This is a genomic window from Vibrio rarus, assembly GCF_024347075.1.
Classification (GTDB): Bacteria; Pseudomonadota; Gammaproteobacteria; order Enterobacterales; family Vibrionaceae; genus Vibrio; species Vibrio rarus.
In genome coordinates this window covers 603,631-627,502 of the sequence record NZ_AP024900.1, presented here as the reverse complement: position 1 = coordinate 627,502, position 23,872 = coordinate 603,631, and the positions used below count along the sequence as shown (strand labels likewise).

Annotated in this window: 19 protein-coding genes; 9 read left to right on the top strand and 10 right to left on the bottom strand. The window is 43.1% G+C overall.

Annotation, left to right across the window (positions count from 1 at the left end):
* Positions 1-113 precede the first annotated feature (113 nt).
* The 4 genes from OCU56_RS02915 (at position 114) to OCU56_RS02900 (ending at position 3,927) form a co-directional block, all read left to right on the top strand.
* Positions 114-1,250, top strand: coding sequence for a methyltransferase (locus OCU56_RS02915; protein WP_261874079.1), 1,137 nt, complete (start codon positions 114-116; stop codon positions 1,248-1,250).
* Positions 1,251-1,343: 93 nt separating this feature from the next.
* Positions 1,344-1,919, top strand: a complete 576-nt coding sequence (locus tag OCU56_RS02910; RefSeq protein ID WP_261874078.1) for a YajG family lipoprotein — start codon at positions 1,344-1,346, stop codon at positions 1,917-1,919.
* Positions 1,916-2,461, top strand: coding sequence for a peptidylprolyl isomerase (locus OCU56_RS02905; RefSeq protein WP_261874077.1), 546 nt, complete (start codon positions 1,916-1,918; stop codon positions 2,459-2,461). The genes OCU56_RS02910 and OCU56_RS02905 overlap by 4 nt, the downstream gene beginning before the upstream one ends.
* A gap of 80 nt (positions 2,462-2,541) precedes the next feature.
* Positions 2,542-3,927, top strand: a complete 1,386-nt coding sequence (locus OCU56_RS02900) for an AmpG family muropeptide MFS transporter (RefSeq protein ID WP_261874076.1) — start codon at positions 2,542-2,544, stop codon at positions 3,925-3,927.
* Positions 3,928-4,187: 260 nt separating this feature from the next.
* Here the strand turns inward: OCU56_RS02900 and OCU56_RS02895 are convergent, their stop codons facing one another.
* The 7 genes from OCU56_RS02895 to OCU56_RS02865 all read right to left on the bottom strand — a co-directional run bounded on the left by OCU56_RS02895 (position 4,188) and on the right by OCU56_RS02865 (position 15,985).
* On the bottom strand, positions 4,188-6,791 hold the full coding sequence (locus tag OCU56_RS02895; protein ID WP_261874075.1) for an endonuclease: 2,604 nt from the start codon (positions 6,789-6,791) through the stop codon (positions 4,188-4,190).
* Between the two features lie 65 nt (positions 6,792-6,856).
* A complete protein-coding gene (locus OCU56_RS02890; RefSeq protein WP_261874074.1) occupies positions 6,857-9,976 on the bottom strand; it encodes an ExeM/NucH family extracellular endonuclease in 3,120 nt (1,039 codons plus the stop codon).
* Positions 9,977-10,010: 34 nt separating this feature from the next.
* Positions 10,011-11,063 (bottom strand): porin, encoded by a 1,053-nt coding sequence (locus OCU56_RS02885; RefSeq protein WP_261874073.1) that lies wholly within the window; start codon positions 11,061-11,063, stop codon positions 10,011-10,013.
* Positions 11,064-12,720: 1,657 nt separating this feature from the next.
* Entirely contained in the window at positions 12,721-13,389 is a 669-nt protein-coding gene (locus OCU56_RS02880; protein ID WP_261874072.1) for a ChrR family anti-sigma-E factor, read from the bottom strand.
* Complete coding sequence (locus OCU56_RS02875) at positions 13,386-13,973, bottom strand: sigma-70 family RNA polymerase sigma factor (protein ID WP_261874071.1); 588 nt, start codon at positions 13,971-13,973, stop codon at positions 13,386-13,388. Before OCU56_RS02875 ends, OCU56_RS02880 begins: the two co-directional genes overlap by 4 nt.
* 44 nt (positions 13,974-14,017) lie before the next feature.
* Entirely contained in the window at positions 14,018-15,391 is a 1,374-nt protein-coding gene (locus OCU56_RS02870) for a DUF4397 domain-containing protein (protein WP_261874070.1), read from the bottom strand.
* Between the two features lie 24 nt (positions 15,392-15,415).
* Entirely contained in the window at positions 15,416-15,985 is a 570-nt protein-coding gene (locus tag OCU56_RS02865; protein WP_261874069.1) for an LON peptidase substrate-binding domain-containing protein, read from the bottom strand.
* A gap of 288 nt (positions 15,986-16,273) precedes the next feature.
* Between OCU56_RS02865 and OCU56_RS02860 the strand changes: the two genes are divergently transcribed.
* The 4 genes from OCU56_RS02860 (at position 16,274) to csdA (ending at position 19,894) form a co-directional block, all read left to right on the top strand.
* Positions 16,274-17,083 (top strand): nucleoside-specific channel-forming Tsx family protein, encoded by an 810-nt coding sequence (locus tag OCU56_RS02860; protein WP_261874068.1) that lies wholly within the window; start codon positions 16,274-16,276, stop codon positions 17,081-17,083.
* A 115-nt stretch (positions 17,084-17,198) separates the two neighbouring features.
* Positions 17,199-18,089 (top strand): 2-dehydropantoate 2-reductase, encoded by an 891-nt coding sequence (gene panE / locus OCU56_RS02855; protein WP_261874067.1) that lies wholly within the window; start codon positions 17,199-17,201, stop codon positions 18,087-18,089.
* The gene (locus OCU56_RS02850; protein ID WP_261874066.1) at positions 18,079-18,684 is read left to right on the top strand and encodes a DJ-1 family glyoxalase III; all 606 of its coding nucleotides are present in this window, start codon (positions 18,079-18,081) and stop codon (positions 18,682-18,684) included. Before panE ends, OCU56_RS02850 begins: the two co-directional genes overlap by 11 nt.
* Positions 18,677-19,894: a cysteine desulfurase CsdA gene (gene csdA, locus OCU56_RS02845; RefSeq protein ID WP_261874065.1), complete on the top strand. Its 1,218-nt coding sequence runs from the start codon at positions 18,677-18,679 to the stop codon at positions 19,892-19,894. Before OCU56_RS02850 ends, csdA begins: the two co-directional genes overlap by 8 nt.
* Positions 19,895-19,906: 12 nt before the next feature.
* On the opposite strand, the gene csdE is transcribed toward csdA, so the two are convergent.
* The 3 genes from csdE to mltA form a co-directional block, all read right to left on the bottom strand.
* Positions 19,907-20,332: a cysteine desulfurase sulfur acceptor subunit CsdE gene (gene csdE / locus OCU56_RS02840; RefSeq protein ID WP_261874064.1), complete on the bottom strand. Its 426-nt coding sequence runs from the start codon at positions 20,330-20,332 to the stop codon at positions 19,907-19,909.
* Between the two features lie 12 nt (positions 20,333-20,344).
* Positions 20,345-21,157 (bottom strand): tRNA cyclic N6-threonylcarbamoyladenosine(37) synthase TcdA, encoded by an 813-nt coding sequence (tcdA, locus tag OCU56_RS02835; protein WP_261874063.1) that lies wholly within the window; start codon positions 21,155-21,157, stop codon positions 20,345-20,347.
* Between the two features lie 100 nt (positions 21,158-21,257).
* On the bottom strand, positions 21,258-22,349 hold the full coding sequence (mltA, locus tag OCU56_RS02830; protein ID WP_261874062.1) for a murein transglycosylase A: 1,092 nt from the start codon (positions 22,347-22,349) through the stop codon (positions 21,258-21,260).
* 200 nt (positions 22,350-22,549) lie between these two features.
* Here mltA and argA point away from each other — a divergent pair, with 200 nt between their 5' ends.
* Positions 22,550-23,869 (top strand): amino-acid N-acetyltransferase, encoded by a 1,320-nt coding sequence (argA, locus tag OCU56_RS02825; protein WP_390904849.1) that lies wholly within the window; start codon positions 22,550-22,552, stop codon positions 23,867-23,869.
* Positions 23,870-23,872: the final 3 nt, after the last annotated feature.

The window sequence follows — 23,872 nt, the reverse complement described above, 5'->3', positions numbered from 1 at the left end:
AACTTTTCACTGAGTATTCCATTCTAAATCAGAAAAATAAGTTAATTCGCAAAAATAGGCCTAATTTGCGACAATAGACAAAGTTTAAGATCACTTTTTTAACATTGATAACCATGAAAACACAACTCACATTGCACGACCATCAATTCACCCTACACAGATACCCCAAAAGAGGTAATGAAACCCTTCAAGCTTGGGATGCTGGTGATGAGTATGTCATCAACTATATAACGGAACATTCCGTTGTGCCTCACGGCAGTAAAATTTTAATTCTAAATGACAGTTTTGGTGCCTTAAGTTGTTGGTTTTCTCTGCATTATGAGGTTTACCTACAAACGGACTCATTTATCAGTCAAAAAGGTGCCTTACAAAACTTGCAGCTCAATAAATGCAATGAGGTCACGGTATTAGGCTCTACAGATCCTATTCCCAACGACATTGATCTCGTGATCATGCAAATACCTAAGGGTAATCGATTCTTAACTTGGCAGCTTCAGCAGTTAAAACATAACCTGAAGCCTAAAACTCCGCTTATTGCCGTCAATAAAGCCAATGCCATCCATACCTCAACCTTGAATCTGTTTGAGAAGCATTTTGCCAAACCTCACACCTCTCTGGCTTGGAAAAAACACAGATTGGTATTTAGTCAGCAAGTCAGCGCTGAAACGTCACCAGTTGAGCAAACGACGACTTGGGCGGTACCTGAGCATGATATGACGTTAAGCAACTTAGCCAACGTGTATTCAGGAGAAAGTTTAGATCTAGGGGCGCGTTTTATACTGGATCACTTACCTTCAGGATCGCATTATAAAAACATTATTGACTTAGGTTGTGGCAATGGAGTGCTCTCTATTAAGTTAGGCCGGAACAATCATCTGTCTAATATAACCTGTGTTGATGAAAGTTTTATGGCAGTGGCGTCGGCACGCCTCAATGTGCACGCGAATATCGAATGTCCTGACAGATATACTTTTGTTGCCAATAACTGCCTTGATGGTTTTGCAGCCAACAGCCACGATCTTGTGGTGTGTAACCCTCCATTTCACCAACAAAATGCCGTCACCGACCACATTGCATGGCAAATGTTTACCGATGCATACAAAGTTCTGGAAAAGAACGGCACCCTATTGGTCATTGGTAACAGTCACTTAGGTTACAACAACAAACTCAGTCGTCTATTTGGTCGCGACAAGGTCAACGTTAAGGCGAAAAATGGCAAATTTATGATTATTTCTGCTGAGAAAGGTTAGATAAAAACGATTTTGTAACGTCACGATGCAAAATCTTATGATAATCTCAGTAAAACTGACTAATTTTTCACTATTTATTCAAGGGAACCATCAATGAAGAAATTGCTGATTGCGTGTTGTGTAACCCTTTTTTTAAGTGGTTGTGCCTCTCCAACGGATCAACAGCTCAACTTTACACCGCAAGCTGACAATATTAAGAGCACCATCACTCAAGCAAAAACCCTCTCATTATCAACGACCGATATCCGCACCGCTCAATATGTGGCTTTGGTCAATAAGGGAGAAGATAAAGCATTACCTATTCATGCTAAACAAAATACCCGAACCGCCTTTAATTCGGCGTTTGCGACACTGTTACAATCCCAAGGCTTTGTTATTTCAAACAACAGCGATAACAGTGTCGAAGTGGAAATCGAGCAAGTATTGGTACGAGTCAACTCAGCGACCTTTAGCAATGATATGGATGCAAAAATCACCCTAAAAGTGACTGCAGAAACCCCGACAGGTAAGTTTGTAAAAACGTACACTGGCAGCGCTAAAGCCAATAACTCAATGGGCGCATCCAATGAGCAAATTGAGCATATACTTAATCACGTATCTAAATTGGTATTAAATGATATTGCCAATGATGTTGAACTAATTAATTACATGGAAGATAAATTTCAATGAGCCGACTAATCCTTATTATGTGTGCACTTTTTAGTGCGTCTGTTTTTGCTAACACGAAAGTGCTTTTTAAGACAACCTTGGGTAACTTCACCATCCAACTGGATGAGGCGCACGCTCCCATTACCAGCGCAAACTTTCTTCGCTACGTTAACGATGGCAGTTACAAAGGCACGATTTTTCATCGCGTCATTCCCGGTTTCATGGCTCAAGGGGGTGGCTTTGATAAAAACATGCAACAACAACAAAGCTATGCAGCAATTAAAAATGAAGCAAGCAATGGCCTAAAAAATAAAGTGGCCAGTGTGGCGATGGCTCGTACAAACGATCCAGACTCGGCAACGCGTCAGTTCTTCATTAACTACGCTGACAATGATTTCTTAGACTATTCATCATCCAAACCTGGATATGCGGTCTTTGGCCAAGTTATCGATGGTTATGATGTTGTGCAGAAAATGGCTAACATTCCTACAAAAACCTCAGGTTTCATGAAAGATGTCCCTGCCACCCCTATCATTGTCACTGATGTGACAATTCAAAAATAAAATCCCTCTAATATTGTCCTACAGTAAACGCAGAGCCTATCCGCTCTGCGTGATTTAGCAGTGAGCAAAAAGGAAATAGAATGTCGCAAAAACTATCTTGGGCTGAGACGTTTAAAAGCTACCTCGATAAACGCCTACTTTGGGTGTTTATGTTGGGATGCTCTAGCGGCTTCCCTTGGGTTTTAATTGGCTCAAATATGTCTGGGTGGTTGAAGGATGCCGGCTTAAGTCGCACAGCTATCGGCTATTTTGGTTCTGTTTTTGCCGTCTATGCCATTAACTTTATGTGGGCTCCCTTAGTAGATAGGGTGAAACTGCCTATTTTGTATCGTTTTCTAGGCCAACGTCGTTCTTGGATCTTTTTGTGTCAATGCATCATGCTTATTTGCACCCTGTTTATCTCAGGTGTCGATCCGGCAAAAAGCCTGATGTTTACCTCCATGTTAGCTCTTGCTATTGCTATTGCTTCATCCACTCAAGATGTGGCTATTGACGCTTACCGAATTGATAGCTTCCCTAAAAGTGAAGCCTCCAAACTACCGCAAGCTTCCGCTATGGCTGTCGTTGGTTGGTGGACCGGTTACTCTCTACCTGGTTACCTTGCCTTCGCCAATGCCGACAGCATAGGTTGGAACGGTGTTTATCTTGGTACGGCGGTCATTGTGGCAATATTAATGCTATTTACCTTGCTGGTAAAAGAGCCACAAACAGCCCGAAATCAATTACAAGCTGAAGCTGAACGCCGTCATAATCAAGTGGTTGGCTCTCGTGTTATTGCTTGGTTTAGTGTGACTTTGATTGAACCATTTGCTGATTTCTTCCGCCGTAACGGCGTTCGAGTGGCCATCACCCTATTGCTGTTTGTGTTTTTGTTTAAAATTGGCGAGGCTTTCCTTGGGCGTATGTCCATTCCATTCTACAAAGAGATTGGCTTCAGTAACGAGCAAATCGCCGACTACTCAAAACTTATTGGTTGGGGTGCTACCGTACTGTTTACCATCGTCGGCAGTATGTTTAATGTGCGATTTGGTATTGTACGAGGCTTAATGATTGGCGGTATTGCCATGGCATCTAGTAACCTAATGTTTGCTTGGATAGCCAATACAGGTCCAAACGAGCACCTATTTTTAGCGACAGTCATTGTAGATAACTTTACTACGGCCTTTTCGACCGTGGCCTTTGTCTCGTTTTTGACTATCCTGACAGGGCAAGCGTTCTCAGCAACACAGTATGCTCTGCTCGCCTCTCTTGGAAACTTAGGTCGTACAACCCTAGCTTCCTTTAGTGGGGAGTTAGTGGATTACCTCAACGATTGGTCTACTTTCTTTATTATCACCGCAGCTATGGTGATACCAAGCCTTATCATGCTCTATTCCCTGCGCGGTTACTTTAATTCTATTTTAGAAAAAGCCCGCCTTCGAGGATTAGAAGATGATGAAAAGTACCAAGCTTCCCTAAAAAAATAGCCTTAGATACAATACTAATCGTACTAAATAACGGGGCCTTCTAGCTTGTTCAAATACTCGATAACTGCGTTAGAATTTTTGATTGTAGAATAACGACTTATCGAAAAATTCCGCCTTGTTTTCGAGTATTGTTCCTATGCTATTTCTGCTCACTTACTTAATGTAATTGGTATAAAAAAACCGCTGTGCAGGTATCTGTACAGCGGTTTTTATTTAGATCGATTAATTAAGGCTCTCTCTAATGCTTACTGCATCAAGCTTTACCATTGATGGCGGCGACGCCATAGTAATGGAACAAGCATAAACAGTGTCGCCCCAAGGCTACCAGCACTTTCTGGTGCGCTCCAACCTTGCTGCGGTGCATTGCTAACATGAATACTCACCGGCTGGGTCACTTGTTCTTTACCATCACTAATAACCAGTTCAAACGTCATAGCGTGGTCAACGGATACCTCAGGAGCTGTCACATTCAACTCTAAGCCATTAGCAGTGTATAAAGCCGTCGTTCCCGAAACTTGTCTCCAACTATAGTAAAGACCGGCTGGCTCATCGGCTATGTTGGCAACGATAGTTGTGCTCTCACCTTCCTGCAACTCAGTATTTCCACTAAAGTTAACATCAACAATGAAAGGCACATTAATCACAGCAATAGTAACGTATTGTGTTTTCTCCAGAGCACCATCGCTCACAGTCAAAGCAAAGACAAATTGAGTATCCGCTTCCACTTCAGGTGCCATTAATGATAGTCGCGATTGTGTGCTGTCGAACTCCACCTCAGGTCCAGATACTTGCATCCAACTAAAGCTTAGATCAGCCCCCTCAAGGACTGTCGCTGATGCATCTACAACAAAGGCTTCTGTTTCATTCACTTGCGCTGGCGCATCAATGATCATGTCAACCTCTAGAGTAGGTAATACAGGGTCACCACACTCAGCGCCATACACATGTTGTACCCAATCAGGGTAATCAATGTAAGGGTTACGGTTGCCTTGGTATTTGTACACAGCATCGTTACGCTGCATATCTGTTTCATCTACCGGGTCGTTTTGATGCCAAGCATACAGTGCACACAACTTACCGTGTAATGGTTCATTGGCTGAAATTTCTTCTGCGGTTGTGATACGGTCGACAACCACTAAATCAGGCATATTATTATCGTTACCTTGATAACGAGTATCCATATACATGATCATTCGTGCTACATCGCCTTTCACTTCATCTCGTGGCTCAAAACAACGAACGCTTCCATCAACATAGTTTCCAGGTGCACCTGCTACTTCAACACCTGTATCACGACAGTTGTTAAAATCATAGTTGCTACGAGTTGAGTTCACTTGCACATTCGTTGGACGCAAATGGTGTGCATCGGTATAACCCAGTTGAGACTCACCAGGGAAACCATGACTTTTCGCCCATACGTGCTCTCGGTTCCAATCGTCAACATTACCACCGTTATTTTGCTTAGATACTGAAGCACCAGTATAAAGTTCAATAACGTTGCTATTGTTTTGTGGATCTTCATCAGAGTATGACAGTGCTGTCCACACCTGCTTATACGTTAGCTGTTGATGCTCTGAAATAGCAATAGAAATGGCGTTTTTCATCGCTTGTGGATCATCAAAATTACCATTTAACACATCGCTATAATACACATTGCTGTCAAAGGTATTGGGATCCGCAACAGGGGTCAGTTCTTCACAACCAGAACAAGGCGTTTCAGGTTCAGGATCGGCAGGAGGTAACTCACTGCACGCTTCCTCCCCCATACAACCTAGACCATCGGCTGTATCTTGCTCAAAGACCAACCATTGGTTATTTTCACCGGGGAAGTCGGCATTGGCATCGCTATCGCCGATAATGACACTGCTTTTGCGACGTAAGGTTTTATTTGCCGTAGAAAAATTTTCATCCGTAGGATCGGTCCATGCAGAACCTGGGTCTTCACCCACCTTACCAATACGGTCGATCACCTCGTCGTCTTTCCACAACACTAAGGCGTCATCACCGTTAAAGTTGGTCACAGATGATGATGTGCCAATCTTAAACTCATCAGCAGCACTGCTGTTATGAAAAACAATACTTTCACCTGCATCTAACTGACCCGTTAATTTTTCTGAGTTACTAGGGTCAACGGCTCCATTAATGTATAAGTGCACATTATATTCAGCTGCATCCAAATCGATGACATCGCCACCCACATTGGAAATTTCAACCGCTTTGTTATTGCCACTACCCTCAATATACTCGGTGATCAGCAATACACCCGGTGGCACAACACAAGCACCTTCCCCCGGACAACCTAAACCATCAGCAGTGTTGACATCAAAGGTCACCCATTGATTGTTATCACCTGGGAAATCGCCACTTATATTTGTGTCACCCGTTATAACCGTCTCTTTACGACGCAAAGTTTTATTTGTGGTAGAGAAGTGACTGTCGTTCACATCTGTCCAGCCACCAGAAGGTCGTTCACCAACCTTTCCGAGACGATCAATAGGCGAACCATCTTTGCTTAGCACTAATGCATCATCACCATTAAAGTAAGTCACCTCAGACTCAAAACCTACTTTGAAGGCATCATCCGCATCAGAGTTATGATAAACAATGCTACTACCTGCTGCTAAGATGCCCGTTAATGTCGCGCTATTTCCAGGTTCTGTATCACCATTGGCATAAAGTGACAGCTCATATTTCGCCGCATCAAGATTGATTTCGCTATCACCAAGGTTAGTGATTTCAACCGCTTTATTACTGCCGCTACCTTCAATATATTCAGTAATCACTAGGTTGGCATTTGCTGCTGCAGATGCCGTCGCTAGCAGTAAAGTCACCGCTTTAGTCACCGCGTTAATTTTATTATTCATAGTCGTATCTTTTGTTAGTCAATGAGGTACAGCGCTTTCGCTCCTACCTCATTTTTAGGTTCAACTTATTGACGATTACGGCGACGAATCGACGCTAATCCGAATAGAGCGATAAGGCTAAGTAGCCCAGTGTTACCGCCCGTGTTATCGTGTTGTTCTTGTTTGATATCAGCCACCAATGCATCACGGCTGGTCACATCAATATTGAGTGACACTTCCGATCCACTGACCACTTCACCATCACGTTCAAGAACGACTTTGGCTATAAATTGAGCCGATGGCGCACCAAATACTTCGAAGTTAATGAAGGTTTCACCGTCTTGTGTAAGAACCACATTCGGTTCAACTAGCTGAGTCATGTCCAACTGGGCTTCATTATCTTTTGGCGTGAGTTTGATCTTGGCAATATCCCCTTTCATCGCACTAGCAGCCTCAGGGATCTGATATGGCACTTTGATTAACTTAGATAGCTTAGGTAGATAGATAGGCGTATCCGCATCCATTTCACCTGGTAGGTAACGTAACGTCACTAGAGCAGGATCGTGATCCGAAGAACGGAAATGGTCTTCAGCATAAAAGTTGTTATTCGCGTCTTTATATTCAGTGTTGTAATCAAATAAGTTTGATTCTGCCGCATTGATGTGCCAATCCGATGCATCCACCACACGTTGTTCTAGAGATGGCGAAATCAAGATATGATCCAAAGAACCCACTTCATCATTAAATGAGTAGCTCCAAGGCACTTGGCCTTTCTCTGCAAGAACTTTAGAAAGAATATCCACATAACCATAGGTGTGTGTAATGGTTACCGGTGAACCATCGCTATTAAACTGTGGTTTATTACCTACAAAAGTATGACTTGCAGTCAACAAGGTTTTGTTGCGAGGGTTTTCAGTTAGCACAAGGATAGGATCTTCTTGAGCGTAAGCATTAAGGTCGCCTAAGATGATGCTATCCCCTTGTACTGACTTCATCTCTTCCGCTAAATGCACAGCGCCCGCGATACGAAACTCTGAACACGAGCCTTGTAGATCAAGATCGGGGGCATCACCGGTCCACTGAGTTGCATCACCAAACTCAACACCTTGCCAGTCTTCCCAACAAGTAGAGCCTTTTGATTTAAAGTGGTTAACTGCAAGCGTTAAACGCTTACCAGTTTGGTTGACCATGAAAGTGACCACTAACGCATCACGATGATAGTTTTGACCGCTTTCTAAGATTTCGTCATTGCCATCTTTAATCACTTCATTGTTATCGTTAACAATGCTTGGTGCTTTTTGTTGTGGCATAGTGACAACGCGAGTACGCTCAATGCTTAGTTTGCTTGGACGATAAATAATACCCGTAGCAATAGCATCTGAACCCAGTGCATCTAACTCATCGAGGATCTGATTGCCATTGTGGTCAAAACCCACAAAAACATAACGATTTTCGGTTGAGTATGGCTTGTCAAAATTATCGGCATACTCATCGTTGTAGTAGACGTTGACTTCGTTCACTAAGTCCGCAATCGCACTTTTCAAGCCATAACCGTTGTTTTCAATCTCCATCAAACCCACCACATCAGCATCTAATGCTCGAATCGCTTCGACGAGTTTGGTTTTCTGTTGAGTGAACTCTTGGTGAGTATCAGCGCCACGGCTTTGGCCGAATTGGTTCTGATCACCACCAAACGGTGAGTTGAAATAGTTAAATAAGTTTTGCGCAGCAATACGAATGGTAAATTCATCTTCTGCAACCGTCTCATCAAGTATTGGACTATCTGTTCTTGGTTGGTTATGAATAAAGTTATTACTGGTCAGTGTATTCGTTACTGTCAGTGCGTAATCACCGTAGCTATAACTAATCACACCTTCCATTCCAACCACACTGTCATCAATACGGATGTAGTTGTTCTCTGGATTTGCAGCAAAGTTAGGGTAGTAAGGAATAACACCATTGCCTGCTTGTGATGCACTTTCAATGATTAAACGATAATCATCATTTTGTGCAGCAGCTGCGACAGATTCAGGTGTACCAGCCACATTAAGCTGATTGGGTTGCATGTTTGGACGCAAGTAAGCCAAAGTAATGTTGTTACGGTAGCTGTCGTAGTTAAAGCTGAAACTGCGTGATACACGCATATCCTGAGTGCCGTCAACTTGCGGATTTAAATCTTCTGGTAAGTTGACCAACATGCCTTCATAGCGCTCTAAAGTCGCGGCAAAGGAATCACCATCCGACGACAACACTTCGATATCAGTAGCAACCGTTGTGGTCACACTGCTATTGATAATGTCCCAGCTATCTGCTGAAAGCTGCGTCTGACCAAAGCTTTCAACAACGGTACTGCCTAAACAAATGGTGTGTCCAACCATTGAACTGTTAGCACTATTGCTTGCTACAAAAATACCATCAGAGGTCAATGGGTTGCCATCGGCGACTTCATCACGTAGATAAAAACCTTTATTAGGCAGATTCACCACAGCAGTGACAACACCTTGCACCGCTACTGTTTGCCCTTCTACAGGAGAGGTATCCCCAGTACCTTGAATATCACTAATGCGAGTCAGATCAGAACATACAAATGGCACATAGGCATCAGCTAAGTTTGGCGTGCCGACAGTACTCATGTCCAGCGGGCTGAGCACTTCCCATTGGGTTGCATCAAAAACGCCGGAAGGCGTTGGTGTATTCCCTTCGCTATCTTTACGACGACGTAAAGTGGTATCTGGTGCCCAAACGCTGATGTTATTGGCAGCACCCACACGGTCAATAATCGTGTTGCCGTTTTTAATGTAAAAACCGTCATTACCGCTTAGGTAAAAATCGCTGTAATTGCCATTCCCTTCACCGATCACATAAGCACCACCATTATCGGTAATGATTTGCTTGTATTGATCGCTAGCATCGACATTTAATACAACGATAGACTTACCAGGTTCAATAGTAATACCGGTAAATAGTGGCTCGCCTTCTGCCGTAAGCATCTTATTTTCATAGGCACCGTTACCCCACATGTATACAGCGGTATCATCGGTAAATGTGAATGGGTCGGTTGCGTGTGTATTGGTGATTTCTACAGAGCCAACTTCAGCCCCGTAGTCTTTCTGCACCATTTCTGTAATAAGTAAATCATTGACGCCAGCATGAGCGGCCACACTGATCGTACTGGCAATAGCCAGTGAGAGAAAACTTTTGTTCATAGTAAACTCGATAATTGTTTAACTGGGGATAAAACTAGAAGTACATACGTGCGTATGCATAACCCGCTTCTGGTGCTTCGCCTACACGGCCTTCAACCGATAAAATGATGTCTCTTACAGGAGTGTAATTAACACCAAAACTTGCCCAACGGCGCTCTTTACCGAAGGCTGGTTCAAGTTGTGTGTGGTCGTAGTTTGGACTTTCAACATCCCAAACTTCATACTGCTCATGGTTAGCAGAAGCAACGAACTCCCAAGATGGCGTCAGTTCGTATTTCGCACTTAGAGTCACGCCGTAGTTGCGGAAGGTTTGGTAGTCTAAATACACATCACCACTTTGATGAGTCGCTAAGTCTTCATCTTCAATAAAGCCATTGACACCAAATGCGATGTCCGAGGTCACCTGCACTCGCATACCAAGGCCAAGCAGTTGTTGCTCGCCATATTTAGATTCACCTTTTGAACCGCCACGCGCTTCAACGCCAGCTACAACCGATACCACACCGGACATCCAACCTAAGTAACCGTTCACTATGTCACCCAGTAGAGCCCCACTGTCATGCTGCCCTTCGTACGAATAAGAGACACCATAAACTAGGTGTTCATACTTAGCTTCGTACTTAGCCGTGTTGGCTTGATCGCCGGCTTCACCAGTTTCAACCGCTTTGTTAAAGGTAAAGTCACCAAAGTGGTCGTACTGGTCAAATGCCGTGTCAGTTAAACCTAATTCAATCCAATGATTTTCATTGAACATATAGCCGACATACACTTTATCAATAGCTAATTCAAACTCACCATCACCACCAAGCCAATTTCGGCGTTGGTAGTCTAATTCCAAACGATAGATATAATTTGCACGCTGACCTTTTACGCCTAAAGTGGCGAAACTGTCGTCCACATAGCCTTTAGTGTCATAAAATTCGTCATAGCTATAATCTGGATTGGTAGCAAAATGGCCCCCGACACCAACTTCACCATAAAGGTCAATATAGTCGCCATTATCCTCGTGGTATAACGTCACGGCACTAGCAGCACTCATACAAAATATAGAGGCTAATGCGATTGCAACTGTTGTTTTTCTAAGCATCGCTTTTATTTCCATTAGTAAAGTTCAACCACTTAATTTATTGGTTGAATTCTGACTTGTTTATTATGAGGTTTGTTTTCAGCGATAATATTTTCAACGCTATTCATTGAAAAATAGTTATAGCCGAACTAAAGGTATTAGTAGTGTGGAAACAAAAGGAAACTGATATGACTTAGTCCTATCATTGAAAAGCCATATCCTAAAAAATGAATACACTAAAGATGAGCAACCATAGAGTATGGGTTACTCATGTAATACCTTAGAAACTTTCGCTCTGATCAATACAGGAGTCTATTTAATACAAATAGATGGATTAATCAGTATTAGAATGTTAAGTAAATTATTTATTCATATCAATACAGATTTTGAATAGAACCGATAAAATGAGATATGCAACGAAATAAAAAGTGAACAAAAAAAATATAACCAGGCGAATTATCACATAATTATTCAGCGCGTACAATTATTGTACTTATCACTATTTCTATAATAAAAAACAGAACATAATTCCAAATGTAGCCATAAATTTATTAAGTCAAAGGAAGTGTCAATAAAGTGGGTCTGTTAATTCAGTGACCACTAATATAATGATAGCACCCTAGGGGAGGATAAGGACTCACTCCCCCTAGAGTGCTATCATTATCAACTACTAAACAAGCTAAGGCGAACGCATGAGTGAACACTTATCGACCCATCATGTACATCATCTCCACAAGACGCCGTGAAATCATCCTTGATAGTTTCTGTGACATCCATGCCACAAATCCACACAACAAAGACGGGTTCCTATAGTGCACATGATTTTGTTCAAATAACGTTCGTGATCTCACCCTGCTAAACAAACCTGCGTAAATACAGCAATGATTAAACAACCAAGCTCTGCAGAATAAAATGACAACAAAATGGATTATTTTTAAACACCTAACGCTCACTCTTATATCAATAACATCAACACTGAACAGCCATTAATCAAGTATTTATTATAAATTAACTCCTAAATATAAAGATGTAATACTATCTGTTAAACTTTAAAAATGAAAAAAACTTCCAACTTCACTCTTACTACTTTTACTAAGAACCCAATAACTAAATAGAAAAAAGTTATTCATCTGTTTAGACAATTGAAGGTTACACTTTCAAAGCATTATATTAGATTTATATGATATTCATAAAATAAAGAATATTTGGGTTATTATAAAAACAAAAAACCAACGGCGCACAAATAAAATTCCAGCTTATCTACATTCTTATGCAACCAATCTCACTTACAAACAAGAAGGATATTTATTACTGTCACAAATAATTAATATTCTAAACGTATTAACTCGCCAATAGCTTTGTTATAAATACCAGATAGTTACAGTAATTAAATAACAGTATTGTTAATAACTTGCATTGATATGTAATCAATTTCCTATTAATTCCGGTTTTTCTGTTCTTTGCTTAAGCAAGTTTATTGAGTGTTGGCTATCATCACCAAGATGAAAAACGGCCTATTAAACGCATAATGCCGCTCACTTAATGGTGAACGGCATTCTTTTTTCTGGCATACCAATAGGCTTTAGGTTTCATGCCGTTAGGAGGGCTTTATTTCACCTACCCACACAAAACCTTCTACTCCATTTGTTGTGGAAGCCTTTCTCAAGCCAGATTACCTCTACGGGTACAGGCCTCGACCAAACATATTAAAGATTCTAGCCACCCCTTGAGTAAATACCATAGGATCGCTGAGCACAGTTAAGCATAAGCAATCTTGACCATCCTCAGTTCGAGGGGCGTGTTTTGTAGATGCATCAGCTACGGTAAAGTCACCGGCGCTGTATTGACCCTCTTCATCACTAAAGCTGCCATGAAGCACTAATGTCGTCTCCACACCTTTATGCGTATGTTGGGGAACTTGCACTCCGCCGGTGATATACAGCAAACTCACTCGCTCTTGTTCTCCTATATCAAGGTGAGCGGTGTACACTTTGCCACCGTAACTTTTCCAGTCACTCAATCTTGAACTGACATTATGCAAGGATTTAGGAAGGAAGAACTCCTTACCATTTACCGCAATTTTAACCGCCGGTTTTACTTTAGTAATGGCGCTTGGTTTATCTAAGGAGATAATGTCATTGAACATCGACTCCATTTCATCTTGGTCGAAATCAACCTCTACATCTTGTTCTACTAACACTTGAGAAGCTTGAGCTTCAAACTCTTCTATCTTGCTATGACAGTGACTACAGGTCTCTACATGAGCTGCGAGCGTCAGTCCATTACAAGCGTCGATGCTTCCATCCGCATAGGCTTTTAACAACTTGTTACTTGGATGATGTTTCATACTTGATCCGCCCTTATTGTGTCTTTTAACTTCTCTACAGCCAGTCTCAATCTTGATTTAACGGTGCCGAGAGGAATATCAAATTTGTCTGCTACTTCTTGATGAGGTAGTTCATCAAGATATATCGCTTTAACCACCTCTTTCTGCTTCATCGGCAGCGTATCTAAATAGCGGACAATCTGCTCTCTTAACATGTTTCTCTCCGGCGAATATTGGTCAACCAGATCGGGTGGACAGTAATCATCTGGCCAGATGTCCTCTGAGTGCACATGCAGTTCTCGCCCTTTTTGTTTGCGTAGCAGATCAAAGCAAAGGTTCCGAGCAATGGTGTATATCCAAGTCGATAATGCACTCTTGCTACCGTCAAACAGGTGGGACTTTTGCCAAACTGTAGCTAGAGCATCTTGCACTAATTCCATGGCTACTTGCTCATTTCCTACATGTTTATAGGCAAATTGCTTTAAGCGTGGGGAGAAGTATTTAAATACTTTCGCAAAAGCGGCCTTATCTCCCTGCTGCACTTTGACCATGCACTCGTTCCACTCTGCCCGAGTCGGGGTTGAGGCTTTGGCTAACGTTTCCATGATTCACCTTTTGATAGCTAGGGAGGACAAACCTCCCTCATCGATTATTCGGTAATGTCTGCAGCGAGTATGCCGCCATTGGTTGCAATCGCCTTATACACCTTACCGTTTTCTAGTGTCACACCCTCTAATTGTAGAACAGGATCTTTACTACCTACCCCTGTGACTGTCACCACATAGGTGCCCTCTGCTACATAAACGTTCTGTACTACATCTGTATACGCAAAACTGGATAGGGCTGGATCACTATTTAATAAATCGGTTGAATCCGTTAAGTATATGTCAACCGTTGCCGCCGCAGATAAAGAAGCCCCATGTAGGATGCTTAAGGTGGCGCTAGTGGCCACAGGGCGACGACTGTCTTCAATAACAAGTGCGTCTATATTCGCTAAGTCATTAATAGCATACACGCTGTAATCTTTGCCTTTCTCAAACTCAACCCCTTGTGCATCTATCTGCAAGGTAGTCGGATCATCGAATGCGAACACGCCGAGATCGTATGCTTTTGCCTGTAAATCTAAGTAATCTGATACCACAGTAAATACGACGTCATTTAATACCACGGCATCGTCTACAGTCACATCAACATCAGGGGCGTCAGCTGACAAATGGCCTATACGTACTTGTGCGATCTCATTGCTATCATGGATAATCGATGAGCCACTGCCGTCCATGACAAGCAACTTAACCGGGGATAATGGCATGTCTGAGTCAGAGGAGCTATTCACGTTAGGAATCGCAGCAATAGTGAGTTCAGCACCAGCAGGCAATGGCAACGTACCAGAATCAAAAGCGACCGTGTTCGTGCCAGCTAATGCTAAGCGAACTCGATAATCTGCCGCTGGCACACTAACCACTCCAGTAGAAGCTTTGTATGACAGAGTTGCTAATGGCGTAGCTGGGTTAATATCGTCATTAGGGCCAGTTACATGAATATCAACCTCAGGTACGCCCGGCGAAGCATGCACCACTTGAACGTCAACATTGGTTGTATCGCCATCGCCGGCAGCATCACGAGTAATGATGAGCGGTTCAACAGCAAACTCTGCACTTGGGTCCGCATTCCCGATTACCATTACCGTATATAAAAGGCTTGAATCTAAATTGAGTACGGTATTAGGGATGACAGTCGCGACCTCTCCCCCCGGAAGTTGCACATCTACCTGCACAGAATTTTCCCCCTCGTCAAAGGCTATATAACCAGAGGCAGTAGCGTAATCCACACCAGATAACGTTTGACTGTTATAGGTCGTTCTGCTGTTTGATGAACCGCCATTGATAGTAACGTTGGCCAGTGGCGCATCTGATGAAGCATGTACCGCCTGAACTCGCGTTTGAGAGGCGTTATCGTCGTCATCACAACCGACAAGCATCAATGTCGAGGCTGCTAGCACTGCAGAAAGCATTTTATTAGACATGATTGTATCTCCGTATCACCGTTATTAGGCTTCAATGGCTTGACTAAGAAATCTCAACGCTTCATCACAATCCGCCTGGGAAATGAGGTGTTCAAATTGCTGTTGTTCTATGGGTAACAGTTCCAACCATCTCTGACTTACCCATGTTGCATCATCAAAGAAGCAGTGTGAGTAGAGGTCCTTAATTTCAGGAAACCGCTGATAAACTCGTTGCAATTGATCACTAATAAAAAGGTTGTCTCTAGAAAGCTCTCGGCTGTCCCAGTTGTTGAGGTTTTCAACCTCAGCGCACCGTAAGCCATCGAACTCACTCCAAACCTTATTCACCCTGAAGCGACGAGTTCCCACTATGGTTATTCCAAGGAAACCGTCTGAAAGTTGCTCAAAATCAATAATTTCTACAAGTGTGCCGACACGTGAGATGTTACTAGGAGAAGAAGCCCCCGCTTCATTAATCAAACAAACACCAAAACCTTCACCCGCTTTACAACAATCGCTGATCATACGCTTATAACGAGGCTCAAAGATTCTTAGGTTCATTTTCCCTTCAGGTAAAACCAGTGAACTTAGGGGAAACAGTTTGACTACAGACATAAGCAACTCTTCTTTTCTAATCTCCTAAACTCTTACGCAAACAAACATAAATCGATCAGAAAGCTGGACAAATTTAACTCTGCGAAAAAGTTCCCTTGATTTTGCTGATTTGCTTAACCTTTAAGCGATTAGTTTTTAGAAACGAGAGGCATATCACCTATCTGAGTTAAACTTTTACATTTTTACGCTTTATTTTACCTGTCAGGTATCTACTATTCGATTTAAGGAACGGTTGCTATGGAATAGCAAATTCATTTTTCGCAAAACATTTTTAGAGTATCCCTTATTATGCGTAAATTACTTTTAACTCTTGGCCTATTAGCGGCGACATCAGCACCGGTAATCGCTGCTGACTACACAGACGGCGACATCCACAAAAATGACAACAAGTGGATGCAATTTAACCTAATGGGGGCTTTTGATGAAAAGCCTGGCAACTCTAGTCACGATTATCTAGAAATGGAGTTTGGTGGTCGTTCTGGGATCTTTGACCTATACGGCTACGTTGATGTGTTTAATCTGCTAAGTAACCCAAGTTCCGATAAAGCGAGTGCGGATGCAAAGATCTTTATGAAATTTGCGCCACGTATGTCCCTAGATGCATTAACTAAGAAAGATCTTTCGTTTGGTCCAGTACAAGAGTTATATGTTGCTTCTGAGATTACTTGGGATGGTGTGACAACTAACCTTGATAAAGGGACTTACGGTGTTAACCAACAAAAAATTGGTCTCGGCTCTGATGTGATGGTGCCTTGGCTAGGTAAAATTGGCCTTAACTTTTATGGTAACTACGACTCAAATCATAAAGATTGGAATGGTTTCCAAGTATCGACTAACTGGTTTAAGCCGTTCTATTTCTTCGATAATGGTTCACTCATTTCTTACCAAGGTTATATCGACTACCAATTTGGCATGAAAGAAGAGTACTCAACAGCGAGTAACGGTGGAGCCATGTTTAACGGATTCTATTGGCACTCTGAACGCTACGCTGTAGGTTACGGCCTAAAATTGTATAAAGATGTGTATGGCATTAAAGACAGTAGCGCATTCGAGACATCAGGCGTGACCCATTACGTTGCGGTCACTTATAAATTCTAATTTGAATCTATGACGTGATAAAAAGGCGCTATTAGCGCCTTTTTTGATCTCTGCGATTCGCGAAATGACATAAATACACGTATCCTAGCCATGCAAAAACACAGGAGAGTAACGCTTGAATATTTGTATCCTTGGTGCGGGCGCGATTGGCTCCCTTTGGGCCTGTTATCTGCACAAGGCAGGTCATAATGTATCCCTTTGGACAAAAGGCGATGAGCCATCAATTACCCTATCTTTAGATGACCTGCCCGCTATTACTTTTCCAGCGAATCAGACGACTCATCTATCTCATGCGGATCTGGTACTGATTGCGGTAAAAGCGTGGCAAGTAGAAACGGCAACTCTGCCAATCATTTCATTCATCAAGCCAAGTTGCACCTTGCTGTTTACGCACAATGGCATGGGAGCCATTCAAGGGGTCCTACCTAAGCTAAGCAAGCATAATGTGTTATTTGCCACCACCACTCACGGCGCGCTAAAACAAAATCCACACCAACTAACACATACAGGATATGGGCATACGACGATTGGCGCGCTACAGCAATATGGCCATGATGGTTCTCGCTCTATCAGCGACATGTTACATCAGGCTCTTGGCCCTGTTACTTGGGATGACAATATTCAACAAGCCCTGTGGAGTAAACTGGCCATTAATTGTTGCATTAATCCTTTAACGGCAATCAAAAACTGTCGTAATGGAGAACTAGGCGATCCGGCAACTTTGGCTTTCATTGACGCTTTATGCCTAGAAATTAGCTCGGTGATTCATGCGGAAGGGCTGATTTGTAAGCGTGAAGCTTTGTTTGAACAAGTCCAGCAGGTCATTCAAGCCACAAAAGACAACTACTCTTCCATGCATCAAGATATTTATCATGGACGAGCAACAGAAATTGACTATATTACTGGGTACCTAATTCAGCGAGCGCAAGCGCGCAATCTTAACGTGCCACTCAATGAAAAGCTGTTTAAACAAATCAAACAACAAGAGGCCAACAATGACCATTAAAGCCTTAGTCCCTATCGCTCCTGGCACTGAAGAGATGGAAGCCATCACCATCATCGATGTGCTCATCCGCGCCAATTATCAAGTCACCGTTGCCAGCGTTGAACCTGAAGGGCAATTAACCTTTAAGGGCTCGAGAGGCATTCCTCTTAACGCAGACGTTAAATTAGTGGATGTGGCCGATGATGAGTTTGATGTGATTGCCTTGCCTGGCGGCGTTGACGGCGCAATGGTATTTCAGCAGAGTATTTTGCTCTTAGAAATGGTCAAACAGCAGCACTATGATGGACGATTAAACGCGGCCATTTGCGCAACCCCGGCACTCATGCTGCAACACCATAACTTGTACCCAAAAGCACTGATGACTTGTCATCCAAGCTTTAAATCGCATATTCCGGCTAATAATTGGCGAGAAAAGCGCGTCACCTATGATCAAACTTACAATCTACTGACTAGCCAAGGGCCAGGTAGCGCATTCGAATTTGCCATAGAAATCATCATTCACCTATCGGGTAAAGCATTTGCTTGGAGCATTGCAGAACCTATGGTGCCATTACCTAATCTTCACTATCACAATCTAGGAGCGAAAGGTGTTTGATATTCAATCTGTCCGAGACCAGTTCCCTGCACTGCAATCAGCATCGGATAACTCACCACAAGCTTTGGTTTATCTCGACAGCGCTGCAACGACGCAAAAGCCTAAGCAAGTTATTGATACCATTACTCAGTATTACTCGCAGCATAATGCCAATGTGCACAGAGGCACTCATAGCCTAACCGCCAATGCTACCTCTTTGTTTGAACACGCTCGCGAAAAAGTTCGTGACTTTATCAATGCTAATTCGACTAAAGAAATCGTTTGGACACGCGGCGCAACAGAAGCGATTAATCTTATTGCTCAAACCTATGCCAGAAATACGCTAGTTGCTGGCGATGAGATTCTGATCAGCGAAATGGAGCACCACGCCAATATTGTGCCGTGGCAAATTGTAGCTGAGCAAACCGGGGCTCGCGTAGTTAAAATCCCAATGCTACCCGACTGCACTTTAGATATTGATGCCTTTAAATCTTTGCTCAATCCTAAAACAAAAATCGTCGCCATTGGCCACGTTTCTAATGTCACTGGCACTCGCCACCCGATAGAACAAATGATTCAATTAGCAAGACAATTTGATCCTGTTGTTATCGTGGATGGCGCGCAAGGTATCGTGCATGAAACAGTGGATGTGCAGAAACTCGATTGTGATTTTTATGTCTTCTCAGGCCATAAACTGTACGCCCCAACGGGAATCGGTGTTTTATACGGCAAGCTCGCTCTGTTGGAGGCGATGCCCCCTTGGCATGGTGGCGGTAAGATGGTTAACAAGGTGAGTTTTTCAGGGACCTCTTTTAGCGAGTTACCGGGGAAATTTGAAGCTGGAACCCCTAATGTCGCCGGCGCTCTGGCGCTCTCTAGTGCCATAGACTGGTTAAAGAGCATTGATCCGCAAGGTGCCGAGAAGCACGTTCAGCAATTACAGCAACGAGCTTATCTTGCCATAAAAGAAATTGACGATATTGAGGTGATTGGTTATCAAGAAAAAGCCAGCGTGATCAGCCTTGTAATGGCGGGTGTGCACCATCAAGATATTGCGACATTGCTTGACCAACAAAGCGTTGCCCTTAGGGCAGGTCATCACTGTGCTCACCCGTTGATGGACGCTTTGGGAATTAAGGGGACGGTGCGTGTCTCGTTTGCTCTCTACAATACCACTCAAGAGGTGGACGCTTTTATTACCGCTCTAACAAAAGCGGTGGATATGCTTTAACGCGTAACAGTATTACGCTGTGAGCGTTTTTATTTGTTCAACAATCGCTTTAAGCCCATTACCGCGTGATGGGCTTAAATGCTGAATTAACCCAAGGCTTTCAAAGTAACTTTCTATGTCAAATTGCTGAATTTGTTGACTGGTTTTACCATTAAACACCGTTAGCACTAATGCGATGAGCCCGCGAACAATGCGCGCATCAGAATCTGCGCAAAACTGCCATACGCCACCCACTTGTTGCCCAACTAACCAAACTTGGCTTTCACATCCAGCCACCAGCACTTGCTCAGCTTTTAGCTCTTCTGGCATCACTGGCAGTTTTTTACCCCATTGAATCACCTGACGATAGCGCTTCTCCCACCCTTGGCATAGGCTCATTTGGGCAACAATGTCATCCTCAACAATAGAAGAGCCAAAAGGGTTTTCAGGGTATAACATAGTGGGTAGACCTTATTTCGAGCTGTGTTTTTGAATCAATTTTTCAATAATACGTGATACGGCAACAAAACCAAAGGTTGCAGTCACTACGGTTGCTGCACCAAAACCTGTGGCACAGTCCATACGTTTAGGACCTTCAGCGGTTGCTTTAACGGCGCACACACTGCCATCCGCTTGCGGGTACTTTAATTGCTCGGTTGAGAACACACAGTCAATACTGAACTTACGTTTAGGATTTTTGCTAAAGTTATAAAAGCGACGCAACTGATCTTTGATTTTTTTCGCTAAAGGATCTTGTACGGTTTTACTCAGATCAGCCACACAAATTTGCGTAGGATCCACCTGACCACCCGCACCACCAATAGTGATCACTTTAATCTTGTTGCTACGACAATACGCCAGCAATGAAGCCTTAGCTTTCACGCTGTCAATGGCATCTAACACATAGTCATACTCTTTACTGAGATATTCGGCTTGATTGTCCGAGTCGATAAAGTCATCAATAAGATTGACTTTGCACTCTGGATTAATGAGCGCAACACGCTGTGCCATCACCTCAATTTTGCTCTGCCCTACGGTGCCAGACATAGCATGAATTTGACGGTTAATGTTGGTGACACACACATCGTCCATATCGATTAGAGTAAGCTCACCGATGCCACTTCTTGCCAGAGCTTCAACGGCCCAAGAACCCACACCACCAATACCAATCACACACACATGCGCGGCGCGTAAGATCTCTACTTCACTATTACCGTAAAGACGGCGCGTGCCACCAAAACGTTGCTCATAGGATTCGGATGCTGGGGTGGTTAATTCTCGCATGAGGCTATTTCTCTATACATAAAACAACAAGAGTGCGTTTTATACGCACTCTTGTGTTTAATGTCTAGTTTTTGCCATGTTTTGTAAACGGGATAATGGTCTATTTAGGCATCTGCCACGGATTGGCGGTAGGTGAGTTTTCCAAACCTAACTTCCACACTCGTCCAAAGTGTTTGTAGTGCCCTGACTGCACTCCAGCTCTTGCCCCCATGCCATGGTATAGGTCCAAGTGATTCTGTTTAACGGCGCCACCGGTGTCGAGAACAATCAATAAACGCAGTGCATGAGCCCCTGACCAAGTACCATCGGCATTAAGTAGTGGCACCTCGGCTAATATAGGCGTGCCCATAGGTAACCATTTTCTATCCCCCGCCACAGCGGCCATTGGCAATAGAGGAATACCTGCAGAACCACGTACCGCTAAATCATCTTTAGCAACAAAAAAGACAAAAGAAGGATTTTGCTCAAGCAACTCTTTGACAGTTTGCTCGTCATTTTCTAATACCCATTGTTTGATGGCCTTTAGTGACATGTCTTTTTTGGCCACCAGCCCACGCTCAATTAATATTCTGCCAATGCTGACGTAAGAGCGATTATTTTTCCCTGCATAAGCAAAGTACTGCATTTTGTTATCGTCACCAAAATGCACAAAACCACTGCCCTGCACTTCCATTAAGAAAGGATCAATCCTATTAGAGGCGTAGCCAAGCTCCAACCCTTTACCTTTTAAAGCCCCATCATAGATTTGAGCGCGAGTTGGGCACTGCTGGCTGCAGTGAGGTTTACCATAAACTGGGTATTTATAGGTATCATCTGCTTGGTGACGCAGTTCAATGACTGGAGAGAAATAGCCCGTAAACAGCACGTTACCTTGATTATCCCCACCACGCATTTGCGCTACTTGCACACCATAACTTTGCAGATCGCTAGGATCCCCGCTTTGCTGCGCCCATTGGGATAAATGCTGATACAGATCCTGATAAGTTCTAGACAAGGAAGGAGAATTGTCTAATACCTGTTTTGCTTGAGCATCAAAGGTATTTAAATCAATAAAAGCATTACTCTTAATCGTGTTGGTTTGAGTCAGTGGTTGCTGAAATTGTTGATCAAAATATTGCTGCCCATGATCAGTATTCTTCGCACAGCCTGTAAATAAGATTACTAGGGTTAAAAGCGGAATAAATTTGCGCATTAGTTAGATGTCATGTCCTTTAGAAAGCCATAGAAACTCAGAATGACAAACTCACTGACTTTACGCAATGCTTGTGCAGAAAATCACACACAATTAACATAAAAATGTGTGCTGCATCTTTTCATATTTAGTCATCAAAATAGTTGTAATTATATAAGTAATCATTATTATTGTATAAAAATTCACTTTGAAGTTTAATTATGTCTCGCAGCACTGAACTGGTTAAAGGATTTCGTCAATCCACTCCCTACGTCAATGCACACCGTGATAGCACTATGGTGATCTATCTTTGCGGTGAAGCATTAAATCACGATAACTTCCCTAATATCGTCAGTGATATTGCATTACTGCATAGCTTAGGGGTCAAACTTGTTTTAGTGCATGGTGCTCGACCGCAAATAGACCAGCGACTGCAGTTGCAATCTTTGAGTTCCCCATACCATAAAGGGGTGCGAGTGACCGAATCCTCCACCTTGCCACATGTTTTGCAAGCATCCGGTCAACTGCAACTGGCGATTACGGCTCATCTCTCTATGAGTTTAAATAATACGCCTATGGCGGGAAATCAGCTGAATGTGGTCAGTGGTAACTTTGTTATTGCCCAACCTATCGGCGTTGATAATGGTGTGGATTACCAACACAGTGGCCGAGTGCGTCGTATTGATGTCGAAGGCATTAACCGCACTCTAGAGCGCGATTCCGTTGTTCTGATTGGCCCGGTTGCAGGCTCGGTTACTGGAGAGTGCTTTAACTTAGTGTCTGAAGAATTAGCGACCCAAGTCGCCATTAAACTGGGTGCGGATAAGTTGATTGGCTTTAGCTCCGATCAGGGTTATATCAAGCCTAATGGCGAAGTCGCAGCAGAACTCTTCCCTCACGAAGTAGAGCATATTTTACAACAAGGTATCACTGGCAATGCCCCAAGCACTCAACGATTTTTACCGGCCGCCGTTAAAGCCTGTAAAAAAGGAGTACAACGTTGTCATTTAGTCAGCTATCTCGATGATGGCGCGTTAATACAAGAGCTGTTCTCTAGGGATGGTATTGGTACTCAAATCGTCATGGACAGTGCCGAGCAAGTGCGTCTTGCCACTATCGATGACATTGGTGGTATTCTTGATTTAATTGAGCCGTTGGAAAGTGAAGGTATATTGGTGCGTCGTTCAAGAGAGCAATTAGAACAAGAAATTGAGCGCTTCACTATCATTGTCAAAGACCAACTCATTATTGGTTGCGCCGCTCTTTACCCCTACGTTGAAGATCAAATGGCAGAAATGGCCTGTGTGGCAATTCACCCTGAATACCGAGACGGTAACAGAGGCGCGCACTTGCTTGAGTATATGAAGCATCAAGCTGAGGCATTAGACATTAAACAGCTGTTTATTCTCACCACGCGCAGCTTACACTGGTTTAGAGAGCAAGGGTTTTCTGAAATAGATCTTGAGGCCCTGCCGATTAAAAAGCAGGACCTATATAACTTTCAAAGAAAGTCTAAGATTTTAGCGTTAGATATTATGTAAGGT